The sequence below is a fragment of the Acinetobacter wanghuae genome (assembly GCF_009557235.1).
Lineage (GTDB): Bacteria > Pseudomonadota > Gammaproteobacteria > Pseudomonadales > Moraxellaceae > Acinetobacter > Acinetobacter wanghuae.
In genome coordinates, this window is sequence record NZ_CP045650.1 from 1,516,161 (window position 1) to 1,528,528 (window position 12,368).

General features: G+C 41.3%; 11 protein-coding genes. 4 read left to right on the forward strand and 7 right to left on the reverse strand.

Annotated features, from left to right (window positions below):
* Positions 1-4: 4 nt before the first annotated feature.
* From eno to GFH30_RS07180, 3 genes are all read right to left on the reverse strand, one after another.
* On the reverse strand, positions 5-1,294 hold the full coding sequence (gene eno, locus GFH30_RS07170; protein ID WP_153371573.1) for a phosphopyruvate hydratase: 1,290 nt from the start codon (positions 1,292-1,294) through the stop codon (positions 5-7).
* A gap of 61 nt (positions 1,295-1,355) precedes the next feature.
* Complete coding sequence (kdsA, locus tag GFH30_RS07175) at positions 1,356-2,213, reverse strand: 3-deoxy-8-phosphooctulonate synthase (protein WP_153371574.1); 858 nt, start codon at positions 2,211-2,213, stop codon at positions 1,356-1,358.
* A 32-nt stretch (positions 2,214-2,245) separates the two neighbouring features.
* Entirely contained in the window at positions 2,246-3,886 is a 1,641-nt protein-coding gene (locus GFH30_RS07180) for a CTP synthase (RefSeq protein ID WP_153371575.1), read from the reverse strand.
* A 227-nt stretch (positions 3,887-4,113) separates the two neighbouring features.
* Here GFH30_RS07180 and GFH30_RS07185 point away from each other — a divergent pair, with 227 nt between their 5' ends.
* Positions 4,114-4,557, forward strand: coding sequence for an internalin (locus tag GFH30_RS07185; RefSeq protein WP_153371576.1), 444 nt, complete (start codon positions 4,114-4,116; stop codon positions 4,555-4,557).
* A gap of 236 nt (positions 4,558-4,793) precedes the next feature.
* On the opposite strand, the gene GFH30_RS07190 is transcribed toward GFH30_RS07185, so the two are convergent.
* The 3 genes from GFH30_RS07190 to GFH30_RS07200 form a co-directional block, all read right to left on the reverse strand.
* The gene (locus tag GFH30_RS07190; RefSeq protein WP_153371577.1) at positions 4,794-5,885 is read right to left on the reverse strand and encodes a YheT family hydrolase; all 1,092 of its coding nucleotides are present in this window, start codon (positions 5,883-5,885) and stop codon (positions 4,794-4,796) included.
* A gap of 81 nt (positions 5,886-5,966) precedes the next feature.
* Positions 5,967-6,371, reverse strand: a complete 405-nt coding sequence (locus GFH30_RS07195) for a nuclear transport factor 2 family protein (protein WP_153371578.1) — start codon at positions 6,369-6,371, stop codon at positions 5,967-5,969.
* A 237-nt stretch (positions 6,372-6,608) separates the two neighbouring features.
* The gene (locus GFH30_RS07200) at positions 6,609-8,633 is read right to left on the reverse strand and encodes an NADPH-dependent 2,4-dienoyl-CoA reductase (RefSeq protein WP_153371579.1); all 2,025 of its coding nucleotides are present in this window, start codon (positions 8,631-8,633) and stop codon (positions 6,609-6,611) included.
* Positions 8,634-8,800: 167 nt separating this feature from the next.
* Between GFH30_RS07200 and GFH30_RS07205 the strand changes: the two genes are divergently transcribed.
* From GFH30_RS07205 to GFH30_RS07215, 3 genes are all read left to right on the forward strand, one after another.
* Positions 8,801-9,337 carry a PadR family transcriptional regulator gene (locus GFH30_RS07205; protein WP_153371580.1) on the forward strand — a complete coding sequence of 179 codons (537 nt, stop codon included), beginning with the start codon at positions 8,801-8,803 and terminating at the stop codon, positions 9,335-9,337.
* 21 nt (positions 9,338-9,358) lie between these two features.
* Positions 9,359-10,267: an alpha/beta fold hydrolase gene (locus GFH30_RS07210; RefSeq protein ID WP_153371581.1), complete on the forward strand. Its 909-nt coding sequence runs from the start codon at positions 9,359-9,361 to the stop codon at positions 10,265-10,267.
* A 157-nt stretch (positions 10,268-10,424) separates the two neighbouring features.
* Complete coding sequence (locus GFH30_RS07215) at positions 10,425-11,324, forward strand: LysR substrate-binding domain-containing protein (RefSeq protein ID WP_153371582.1); 900 nt, start codon at positions 10,425-10,427, stop codon at positions 11,322-11,324.
* Between the two features lie 237 nt (positions 11,325-11,561).
* On the opposite strand, the gene map is transcribed toward GFH30_RS07215, so the two are convergent.
* On the reverse strand, positions 11,562-12,356 hold the full coding sequence (gene map / locus GFH30_RS07220; protein ID WP_153371583.1) for a type I methionyl aminopeptidase: 795 nt from the start codon (positions 12,354-12,356) through the stop codon (positions 11,562-11,564).
* Positions 12,357-12,368 lie beyond the last annotated feature (12 nt).

Below are 12,368 nucleotides of genomic sequence, written 5' to 3' on the forward strand. Positions count from 1 at the left end.
GTGCTTAGTTCAAACCTTTGAACTCAGCTTTACCGCGATATGCAGCATTGGTCAACTCTTCAATGCGAAGTAATTGATTGTATTTCGCTACACGGTCAGAACGGCAAAGTGAACCAGTTTTGATTTGACCTGCGCCAGTACCCACTGCAAGATCTGCAATTGTCGAATCTTCAGTTTCACCAGAACGATGCGAGATAACAGTGGTATAACCATTGTCTTTCGCAAGGTAAATCGCGTCTAAAGTCTCAGTCAATGTACCGATTTGGTTATATTTAATCAGAATAGAGTTACCTACTTTCTCATTAATACCACGTTGTAAAATCTTCGGATTCGTTACGAATAAATCGTCACCGACCAATTGGATTTTATCGCCAAGAATTGAAGTCAAATAAGCCCAACCTTCCCAATCAGACTCATCTAAGCCATCTTCAATTGAGATAATTGGATATTGGTTGACAAGACCTGCAAGATAGTCTGCAAATTCATTGCTGTTGAATGCTTTATTGCCTTCACCTGCAAGAATGTATTGACCATTTTTGTAGAATTCTGAAGATGCACAGTCAAGCGCAAGCATGATGTCAGAACCTGCTTTGTAGCCTGTTTGACCAATCGCTTCAAGAATCACGGTAATTGCTTCTTCGTTAGAACGAAGGTTTGGTGCGAAACCACCTTCATCACCCACTGCTGTATTTAAACCTTGTTTCTTTAATACTGATTTTAAAGAATGGAAGATTTCAGCACCAGCACGAAGTGCTTCAGCAAATGATGTGAAGCCAACTGGCTCAATCATGAATTCTTGAATATCAACATTGTTATCTGCATGCGAACCACCATTGATGATGTTCATCATTGGTACAGGCATAATCAAACTAGTGTTGTTACGAAGGTCTGCGATGTATTGGAAAAGTGGAATTTTCTTTTCATCAGCAGCAGCGCGGGCAACAGCAAGTGATACTGCTAAAGTTGCGTTTGCACCTAATTTTTCTTTGTTTTCAGTACCATCTAACGCAAGCATCGTGTTATCGATGTCTTTTTGTTCGAATACTGATTTACCCAATAAAGCATCACGGATCACAGTTTTTACATTGTTTACCGCAGTTTTAACACCTTTACCTAAGTAACGTGCTTTGTCGCCATCACGAAGTTCTAAAGCTTCACGAGAACCAGTTGAAGCACCAGATGGTGCACATGCGCGGCCAACTACGCCAGAGGCTAAGATTACGTCTGCTTCGATGGTTGGGTTACCACGAGAGTCCAAAATTTCACGTGCACGGATGTCAACGATTTGGCTCATGAACAATTCCTCAGTTAATTAAAAGAGCTGCGTTTTAAAGGCAGCTCAAGGGGATATAATCTTAGTGTGTATCTAACTTTTTGAAACCTTTGACCAAGGTATCCAATTCTTTTAATTGCGCCAAGAACGGCTCAAGTTGTGACATACGAAGTGCACACGGACCATCACATTTTGCAACATCTGGATCTGGATGTGCTTCAAGGAATAATCCTGCAAGCCCTGTTGCCATACCCGCACGCGCAAGCGTTGTGATTTGAGCACGACGACCACCGGCAGAATCACTGCGACCACCTGGAGTTTGTAATGCATGGGTCACATCAAAGAAAACAGGCACGTTCATCTCTTTCATGGTGTCAAAGCCGAGCATATCGACAACTAAATTGTTGTAACCAAATGCTGAACCACGCTCACACAGAATGAGTTTGTCATTACCCGCTTCCAAGCACTTGTTCATGATATGACGCATTTCATGGGGTGCAAGGAATTGTGCTTTTTTGATGTTAATGATGGTATCGGTTTTTGCCATGGCGTCAACCAAATCCGTTTGACGGCTTAAAAATGCCGGCAATTGAATAATATCAGCCACTTCTGCCACAGGTGCCGCTTGATACGGTTCATGTACATCCGTAATGATTGGCACATTAAAATGTTTTTTAATGTCGGCTAACCACTCGAGACCCTTTTCGAGGCCTGGACCACGGAATGAGTTTAAGCTTGAACGGTTGGCTTTATCGAAACTTGCTTTGAATACGTAAGGAATCCCGAGACGTGTACAAATATCCACGTAGGTTTCTGCGATTTCAAAAGCTAAGTCTTTAGACTCAAGTACGTTCATTCCGCCGAATAGTACAAATGGCAAGTGATTTGCCATTTGTATATCGCCTAAACGTACAATCTCTTGTGGTTTTAATTGCGACATTTAAACTTTCCTAGTTGTGTCCTACACATCTATTATTTGGTTTTTTGGTACTGTTTTTTCGCAGCATCAATGAAACCGGCAAATAATGGATGACCTTCACGTGGTGAACTTGTAAATTCTGGGTGGAATTGTACAGCAATAAACCAAGGATGTTCAGGAATTTCAACAGTTTCTACTAAATGTTGTACCGGTGAATAACCAGAAATCTTCATGCCTTTTTCTTCAAGAACAGGAATATAACGGTTGTTCATTTCATAACGGTGACGGTGACGTTCGATAATTTCATCCGAACCGTATACTTCTGCAGTTTTTGTGCCTGAAACCAATTCAGATTTTTGAGCACCTAAACGCATGGTACCACCAAGATCAGAATCAGCAGAACGTTGCTGAACTTCACCGCGCTCATCTAACCATTCAGTAATCAAACCAATTAAAGGTGATTTAGTTGAACGGTTAAATTCAGTTGAAGTCGCATCGCTAATACCCGCAACATTACGCGCGTATTCGATCACAGCCAACTGCATACCCAAACAAATACCCAAGAACGGTACACCGTTTTCACGTGCGAATTTAATCGCTTGCATTTTGCCTTCAGTACCGCGTTCACCAAAACCACCTGGAACCAAAATTGCGTCAGCATCTTTCAATACATCGCTAACATCTTGGCTTTCAAGTTCTTCAGCATTGACATAGTCAATTTGAACTTTCACGCGGTTTTGAATACCGGCATGTAAAAGTGCTTCGTTCACAGATTTATACGCATCTGGAAGTTCTACATATTTACCGACCATCGCAACACGAACCGTGTATTCTGGGTTAAATAATGCTTCTACAACGTTATCCCAGTCAGTTAAATCTGCTTCTGGAAGATCGTTATAGCCAAAACGTTCACAAATTAAATCATCAACATTTTGTTCGTAGAATGTACGCGGAATTTCATAGATTGAACGCGCATCTTTACATACCACAACTGCACGTGCTTCTACGTTTGTGAATAACGCAATTTTACGGGTTGTATCTGCATCAACATCATGCTCAGTACGACAGATCAAAATGTCTGGTTGAATACCAATCGACAAAAGTTCTTTTACTGAGTGCTGTGTTGGTTTGGTTTTCAATTCTGCTGCAGACTTAATGTATGGGAGTAACGTTAAGTGCATAAGCATCGTGCGCTTGTGACCAAGCTCAACCATTAACTGACGTACAGATTCCATGAATGGGAGAGATTCAATGTCACCTACAGTACCGCCGATCTCTACGATCGCAACGTCATAACCTTCACCTGCGCGAAGGACACGTTCTTTAATATTGTCAGTAATGTGTGGAATAACTTGAACTGTACCACCAAGGTAATCACCACGGCGTTCTTTGTTCAGAACATCTTGGTAAACACGACCTGATGTGAAGTTATTCAGTTTGGTCATTTTCGCACGACGTAAGAAACGTTCGTAGTAACCCAAATCTAAGTCTGTTTCAGCGCCGTCTTCTGTAACAAAAACTTCACCATGTTGGAATGGGCTCATTGTCCCTGGATCGACATTAATGTATGGATCCATTTTTACCATGGTCACTTTTAAACCACGAGCTTCTAAAAGTGCAGCAACAGAAGCAGCTGAAATACCTTTACCTAGTGATGAAACTACACCACCAGTAACGAAAATAAAATGGGTCATTGGGTTTCTCGTACAATCGAGCCTAAATCGGCCTACAATGTTGCGCAATTTTACTTTACCTTGTACCTATAAAGCAAAGTCAATCCGCATCAATTCAAAGAACAATAAACAATTGGCTATTCTAACAGCATTTCTTTGAAAAATTTAGGCTAAGTTTCTGTGATTTCCATCTTGCAATTTACTGCTATAATGCGCTAATCCAATCCACACTCTCGTTAGATGCAATGATGAATAAGAAACTTTTAATCTGCGGTGCACTTGCAACCGGACTTTTACTGACTGCATGTGTAAAAAAAGAAGCACCTAAGGAAGATGAACAGGAACAAACTGTTGAGAAGACAGAACAACAACCTCAGCAAAGCGTTGAGATTGAGCCTGTTGAAATTGAAGAAGTTGAAGAAGCGCCGACACGCGTGGAAATTGAACAGCAAGAATCAAACAACACCTCAGCAACCATTCGTCGTGAATATCGTGATGTCCCTGCTGAACAGCCTGCGGCTCAAGTGGCAAGCCCTGCACCAACACGTTCTGAACCCGCGCGTTCTGAAACTGTAGAAGCAAAGCCTAAAGCAGAAGTCAAAGCACCTGAACCTAAAGCGTCAAGCACGACTGCTCAAAGTGAAGATGATGCTGTGGCGGCTGCGATTGCTGCTGCAACACCAGCACTTTAAGCACATCCTATTCTCATATTATAAATCTGAGCGGAAGTCATTTCTGCTCAGATTTGACCTACTTTCAATAAATACCTTCCTTTTTATTCTCTTTAAATTTCAAAGCTTTATACTGTGATCTATCCAACAATAGCTTCCATAATAAAATCAATACGCTTTTGAATTCTGATACAAGCACTCGCTAAATTTTAGAGCTTCCCATCTCGCAGATTTAATTAAAGCAAATAGCACTAAATCTATGCTGAGTACTGCTTAAAATAATCTGCCATTAAGCGCGATGCCCATGATTCAGTATGCACAAAGCCCTCGTAAAATCCGCAGTGACTGCCTTTCTTAGTGGTCACTACCATAATATTCGGCATGGTTTGAATTACATTTTTATAAGGCTCAAAGTTTTGAATGTGACAGACAGGATCATCTTCGGCATTTAAAATCATCAATGGAATTTTGACATTTTCAAAAACATAAATGGGATTGGTGGCTTGAGTATAAGCATCGTAATTATCGTAGCCGGCAAATTTAAAGTAACGCTGCTCAAACTCTGCCAAATTTTGTGACAATAAAATCTCTTGCCAAGCTGGAATACTCTGCCAAGTCGATTGATAAGGTTGAATGAATTTTTTAACCAGTTTTTTCGCCATGACTTTGCTATAAAAAGGATGGACATTGGCAAAACCCGTTTCAGTGTTATAGCCTGGGCATAAGGCAAATGCTGCTTTAAATGGGGTATTCTCACCCTCCTCGCCCAAATAACGTACCAATAATCCTGTACCTGCCGACGAGCCGACTGCATATAAATCTGATTCTGGAAATTTTTCTTCGATATAAAGCAATTGTTCACGCAAATCTTGCGTTGAACCAAACAGATTCATTTGTGGCACAGGCATCGGTAAATTGGCATGCCCACGGCGCAAACATAAAGCAATACGCCAACCGTTATAACGATTTAAATCGCGAACCAACTCACGCATTGAATCAGGCGTTCCGGTAATGGTATGTAACAAAACAATCGTTGGGGTATCTTTCGGTAAATTCAAACCAAACCATGCAATCGCAGTGATCCCACCATCCGACATTTTCAATTGTTCGATCGCGTCATATTTTAATTGAATTGATTTCTTTTTAATGAGATCAAAATACAAAATATGTGCATGTGGATTTGAAAGCCACGGTGTCGGACGATATTTGGACTTGAGTTGTGGCAAGGTATGGCTTAAATGCTGAAAAGCACCATCAGGTTGATAATATAGCTTGGGTATATCTGAGCCAATCAAGCGATCTAAATATTGAGCAGACACTTGAGTTAACTTTTCAAACCAAACTTTCATTTATCCAACCTCTACGTTTATGTAGCCTTCAGCATGAGCCGATCTCAGTCGAACTTCAAGTCACTATTACAAAGCCGTGGCTTAAGGAATGGCATTTTGCATACGTTGACCCATTTGCTCTGCTAAAGCTTCCAAACCCGACTTAGATCGAATCATGACTTCAAAATCAATAATTTGACCTTGCTCATTCAATTGAATCATATCAATTCCTTTGAGTTTTTTATCGCCCACATTGGCAGAAAACTCCAACACAATATTATTGCCATCGTGACTATAAAATTCACGATGGTATTGAAAATTCTCAAATACTTGAATGACATTGGTTAAGATGAAGTAGACGATTTGCTTACCGGAATAAGGGTTAAATGCAACGGGTGAGCGAAACATCACATCATCAGCCAACAGCTCATTCAGGATAGACATATCACGTGTTTGCAGCATTTCATGCCAACGTAACAAGGTTTTTTGGGTGGTTTCGAGTGTCATTTTTGTGTCCTTTTTTATTGTGGTTTATCTTTTAGAAAAAATCCCCCCTGAAAGAGATTTAAGCACTGCTTTAAATTGAAGCGCAAGAAAGGGGGATTAGGGGGATTCTGTTGTTTCAGAATAGAATCCTCTCCCTAACCCTCTCCTTTAATAAAGGAGAGGGAACGTTGCAAATCAACTTTCTTTCATGACAATTTCGTATGAAAGCAAAAATTGTCATCTTATAAGTTTTATCAATTAAATTTTCGCTGCCAATTCCGCACCTTGACGAATCGCACGCTTAGCATCCAACTCGCCCGCCTCTTTCGCACCACCAATCAAATGTACGCTGCGACCAGATTGCTGCAAGGCATCGAACATTGCCGTATAAGATTCTTGACCTGCACAGATAATGACATTATCGACTTCTAACACCATCGGTTTATCATTCACAATAATATGTAAACCTTGATCATCAATTTTCTGATAACTTGCGCCTGCGACCATCTTCACATCACGGTTTTTTAAACCTGTGCGATGAATCCAACCCGTGGTCTTCCCTAAACCACCACCAACCGAACTGGCTTTACGTTGCAACAAATAAATCTCACGTTGTGGTTGCTCAACCGTTGCCGCTTTTAAACCGCCAACATGCTCGTAGCTGGTATCGATGCCCCATTCATCGTAGAATTTTTGAGGATTGACACTACCACTTTCACCTTCATGCGTTAAAAACTCTGCGGTGTCAAAACCAATTCCGCCCGCGCCAATAATGGCAACACGCTGACCGACCGGCTTACGATCTTTCAATACGTCGATATAAGACAACACTTTTGGATGATCAATTCCCCGAATATCCAAATGGCGTGGGATCACACCGGTGGAAATCACGATCTCATCAAAGTTATTATTCAAGAGTTCTTCGAACGTTGCCGTATGATTGAGTTGAAGCTTAATACGCGGCTGTAATTCGATTTGACGTTTGAAATAGCGCAGCGTTTCATAAAATTCTTCTTTACCCGGAATCGTCTTGGCAATATTAAACTGCCCGCCAATTTGGCTCGATGCTTCAAAGATCGTGACGCTATGTCCACGATTGGCAGCATAGGTTGCAAAACTTAAGCCCGCAGGCCCAGCACCAATCACCGCAATATTTTTAGGCGTTGCAACGTCTTTAAAGATCAGCTCTGTTTCATAACATGCACGTGGATTTACCAAACACGAGGCAATTTTCATCGAAAAAATATGATCTAGGCAGGCTTGGTTACAACCAATACAGGTATTAATTTCATCGCTACGCCCTTGCTCTGCTTTAAGGACAAATTCCGAATCAGCAAGCATGGGACGCGCCATTGAAATCATATCCGCATCCCCCGACGCTAAAACATGTTCTGCCATTTCTGGGGTATTAATACGGTTAGAGGTAATTAAAGGAATTTTAACCAAACCTTTCAGCTTTTTGGTGACCCAAGTAAAGGCTGCGCGCGGCACTTTGGTGGCAATAGTCGGAATACGTGCTTCATGCCAACCAATGCCTGTATTAATAATTGTTGCACCGGCTTTTTCAATTTCTTTGGCAAGCTGTACCACTTCTTCAAAAGTCGAACCACCTTCCACCAAATCCAACATCGACAAACGATAAATAATGATGAAGTTTTCACCAACCGTTTCACGCGTGCGACGTACAATTTCAATCGGCAGACGGATTCGATTTTCATAACTGCCACCCCATTCATCATCACGATGATTGGTTCGTGCAGCAATAAACTCATTAATTAAATAACCTTCAGAGCCCATGATTTCGACACCATCATAACCAGCGTATTGCGCCAATTTGGCACAATTGGCGAAATCATCAATGGTTTGCATGACTTCAGCTGAGGTCAATGCATGTGGTTTAGTCGGGTTAATTGGCGCTTGAATCGGTGATGGTGCGACATTAACCGCTTGATAAGAATAACGTCCGGTATGCAAAATCTGCATTGCAATTTTACCACCCGCCTCATGGACTGCTGTGGTAATCACTTTATGTTTTTCTGCTTCTTCAATACTGTCGAGCTTAGAGCCACCTTGGAAAGTCACCCCATGATCATTGGGTGAAATCCCCCCGGTCACAATTAAAGCCACGCCCCCCTTGGCACGCTCTGCATAAAATGCTGCCATCCGATCATAACCGCCCGGCGCTTCTTCTAGTCCAACATGCATTGAACCCATCAATACGCGGTTTTTAAGCTGAGTAAAGCCCAAATCCAATGGGGCAAGTAAATTCGGATACTTTGACATTTTATCTCCTTAGCGTGCTTGCGCTGGCTATCCTTTTTATCGTGTGCATCAAGAATGTATCTTAAAAAGACAGCTTCTTTGCAACTTGTTGCATTATTTTATAAGTCAGAATTGATTTTTATGCAACATGTTGCATAATGAATGCTCCGTCATTTTTCGAGTTATTTATGTCATTGTCTTATGTATTACTGACCAGTTTAATTGAAAAACCCAGTACAGGCATTGACTTAGCGCGACGCTTTGACCGTTCTATGGGTTTTTTCTGGAATGCAACGCATCAGCAGATTTATCGTGAATTAAGCGCCATGCTACAAAAAGGCTGGATTTCGACGATTGAACATGAAGATGCCACCTCGCGTAAAAAGACCTATCAAGTCGAACAACTTGGTCGCGAACAACTTGCTGCGTGGATGCTAGAACAAAGTCCACCCGCACAGTTACGCGAAGAACTCATGGTACGTTTACGTGCCGAAGCGCAATTTGGTGGCAATCGCACTTTACCCGAACTTGAACGCCATTTAAGCTTACACAAAGAAAAACTCGCGGTGTATCAGCAGATTTTTAATAAAGACTTCCAACATGCTGACGAACCTGATCGAACCCTTTATATTCATCAAATGATTTTGCAACTTGGAATCGAACAAGAACGAGGTTGGATTAAGTGGCTCGAAACCATCATTCCAAAACTTAAACAATTCAAATAATTTAAAACAAAGGATTTACACATGCCTTTTTATCAAATGCCCGATGGTGAACAACTTTTTGTCCGTCAATATGGTCAAAGTCAACCGGTATTGGTGTTATCTGGTTTGGGTATGCTCAGTTGGCAATGGTCCGCGTTTTTATATCCACATCGTAAAAAATATCAATTTATTATTCCCGAATGGCGTGGTTTTGGCGCATCGAGTGGCTGTCGTATTCCAAATTTGGATGCCATTTCAAGTCATTGGCAGGATGTCGCATCACTACTTGAGCAAATGCAACTTGATCAAGTCAAAGTCATTGCTTATTCGATGGGTGCTACTACCACCATGCACGGCTTGCAATACGGCGATTTTGCCAAACATATCTCAGCTTATCTGCATATTGATCAAACACCAAAAATCACAGTAGATGATACATGGCAATATGGTTTATTTGGACAAAAGCATGCGCAATTTAAAGCAATATTAAAAGAGTTATCGACTGTATTAGCTGCGCATCAAAATATAGTCTTGATGAAAGACTTAACGCTTGAAACGCGTCAACACATTGCCGATCTTTGGCTACAATTTATCGCGCTACAAAATAGTCATCCATACAGCTTAAAAGCATTTCAATGGGCCCTAAATCAACCTCGTTTACAAAGCGTATTTTTACCTTCCGCGCGTGTCGATTATATGGCGTGGTATATCAACAATTATTTACATCATTCGGAAGATTATCGCGCTGCCATTCAAACGTTAAAATGCCCTGTCACGTTCTTTAGTGGGGTTCAATCCAAGCTTTACCCAATTGAAGGTCAAAATCAAATTGCTGCCAGCTTGCCACAAGCCAAACAAATTCGTTTTGAAAAATCTGGGCATACGCCTCTTCTTCATGAACCGATTAAATTCGGTAAAGAAATTGCGCGCTTTTTGAGAAACATCGCCTAGCTCTTCCAATTAGTTGTTAAATAAGGGAATGGATGATTGTTTTCCGCATGAAAAATGAAAGGATGCGTTGCCCATTTACCCAATAAAACATGCTTTTGGTTGACAGATTAGGACAATATAATTTTAATCAGACCATCGTTGCATAAATGGAATTGGAATGTTGACCGATCTTGATGATTTTTACTGTTTTGCCCAAGTCGTTGAGCATGGCGGCTTTAGCGCAGCTGAACGTGCCACTGACATTCCAAAATCTAAACTCAGTCGTCGTGTTTATAATTTAGAAGAGCGTCTAGGTGTACGCTTAATCCAACGCACTTCGCGGCATTTTGCCGTCACTGATATTGGCATGAATATTTTTCGTCATGCACAGGTCATGTTAAATGCAGCACAAGCGGCACATGATTTGGTCGATCATTTAAGTACCGAGCCACGCGGTACGATTAAAGTCAGCCTACCGGTATCAATTGCGCAAAATGAACTTGCCAAAGTCCTGCCGCAATTTTTAAAACAATATCCACAAATTAAACTGCAAATGATGGTGACCAATCGCCGTGTCGATATTATTAATGAAGGCTTTGATTTAGCATTAAGAGTACGTTCTAATTTAGATGACGATCCAAATCTAGTCATTCGCCAATTTGATAAAATTGAGCAGCATCTCTATGCCAGCCAAGGCTATTTAAATGAATTTGGCGATTTAAAACAGCCTGAACAATTGGCTGAACATAAGATTTTAAGCATCGCGGAAGATCATACGGAGCAATTTATTCTGCTTCAGGATCAACATCAGCAACAGCAAAAAGTGCGGGTCATGCCAACGATTTTAGGCTCAGACTTAATTATGATGTCCAAATTAGCAGCTGCTGGTTGTGGCATTACCTTACTGCCTGATAATGTCGTACAACATTATGTGGATCGTGGTGAATTGGTGAAAGTCTTACCCGATTGGAAGTCTGCTCAAGGTATTTTCCATATGGTCTATCCATCACGTCGTGGCTTGCTGCCTGCGGTACGGGTATTTATTGATTATTTGGTTGAACATTTACCACACGCTTGAAAAGAATATGGATAGCAGATTTAAGCCACACATCGGTAGACAAAAAAAAGCTCATCCTGGAGGATAAGCGAAAATAGAGTCACTACAGCGTGGGATCTCTAGTTAAAAAATTAGCTAAATTTAAAAGAGAGATCCACTTCAGGCTGTAGTTTTTTGTTCAATTAAGTATTTGATCGATCAATTCTTGTAAAATATGTAAGTGTGTCATTACATTGTAGTAACAGACAACACACAACATTAGATTTCAGGATATTCGCCTGTACCTTCTGGCCAAGGTGATAGCAATTCAAAACCAGTCTCTGTCACATAAACCATATGTTCCCATTGTGCAGATAAAGATTTGTCTGCGGTCACAACTGTCCAACCATCTTTGAGTTCTTTCACCCGTGCTTTACCTGCATTCACCATCGGTTCAATGGTAAACACCATGCCGGGAACCAGTTTAATGCCTTGCCCCGGTTGACCGTAATGTAAAATGTTCGGCTGTTCATGATAGACCTTACCAATACCATGACCGCAATACTCACGCACAATGCTATAGCCTTCACGATGCGCCACAGATTGAATGGCATAACCAACATCGCCCAAGGTTGCACCCGGTTTAACGGCATGAATGCCCGCAACCATCGCTTCATAAGTGGTATTCACCAAACGTTTTGCTTCTGGTGATGGCGTACCGACATAGTACATACGACTGGTATCACCAAAGTAACCATCTTTAATAATTGCGACATCAATATTAATAATATCGCCGTCTTTTAAAATCGTGTTCGTCGATGGAATCCCGTGACACACCACTTCATTTGGTGAAATACAAGTGGTTTTGGTATAGCCGTAATAACCGACATTGGCAGGAATCACTTGCAATGTATTGACAATAAAATCGTTGCACAGATCATCTAAATATTCGGTCGTCACGCCGGGCTTCACGTGCTCGCCAATCATCGCTAAAACGTCCGCGGCTAAGCGCCCCGAGATACGAAGTTTTTCAATATCTTGTGCCGTTTTTAGATTAATTGCTGCAGCTCTCATGTGCCCATCCTC

What these genes read in the sequence shown, in the direction of transcription:
- eno (WP_153371573.1), bottom strand. Translation starts at nt 1,294, where the DNA reads ATGAGCCAAATCGTTGACATCCGTGCACGTGAAATTTTGGACTCTCGT.
- kdsA (WP_153371574.1), bottom strand. Translation starts at nt 2,213, where the DNA reads ATGTCGCAATTAAAACCACAAGAGATTGTACGTTTAGGCGATATACAA.
- GFH30_RS07180 (WP_153371575.1), bottom strand. Translation starts at nt 3,886, where the DNA reads ATGACCCATTTTATTTTCGTTACTGGTGGTGTAGTTTCATCACTAGGT.
- GFH30_RS07185 (WP_153371576.1), top strand. Translation starts at nt 4,114, where the DNA reads ATGAATAAGAAACTTTTAATCTGCGGTGCACTTGCAACCGGACTTTTA.
- GFH30_RS07190 (WP_153371577.1), bottom strand. Translation starts at nt 5,885, where the DNA reads ATGAAAGTTTGGTTTGAAAAGTTAACTCAAGTGTCTGCTCAATATTTA.
- GFH30_RS07195 (WP_153371578.1), bottom strand. Translation starts at nt 6,371, where the DNA reads ATGACACTCGAAACCACCCAAAAAACCTTGTTACGTTGGCATGAAATG.
- GFH30_RS07200 (WP_153371579.1), bottom strand. Translation starts at nt 8,633, where the DNA reads ATGTCAAAGTATCCGAATTTACTTGCCCCATTGGATTTGGGCTTTACT.
- GFH30_RS07205 (WP_153371580.1), top strand. Translation starts at nt 8,801, where the DNA reads ATGTCATTGTCTTATGTATTACTGACCAGTTTAATTGAAAAACCCAGT.
- GFH30_RS07210 (WP_153371581.1), top strand. Translation starts at nt 9,359, where the DNA reads ATGCCTTTTTATCAAATGCCCGATGGTGAACAACTTTTTGTCCGTCAA.
- GFH30_RS07215 (WP_153371582.1), top strand. Translation starts at nt 10,425, where the DNA reads ATGTTGACCGATCTTGATGATTTTTACTGTTTTGCCCAAGTCGTTGAG.
- map (WP_153371583.1), bottom strand. Translation starts at nt 12,356, where the DNA reads ATGAGAGCTGCAGCAATTAATCTAAAAACGGCACAAGATATTGAAAAA.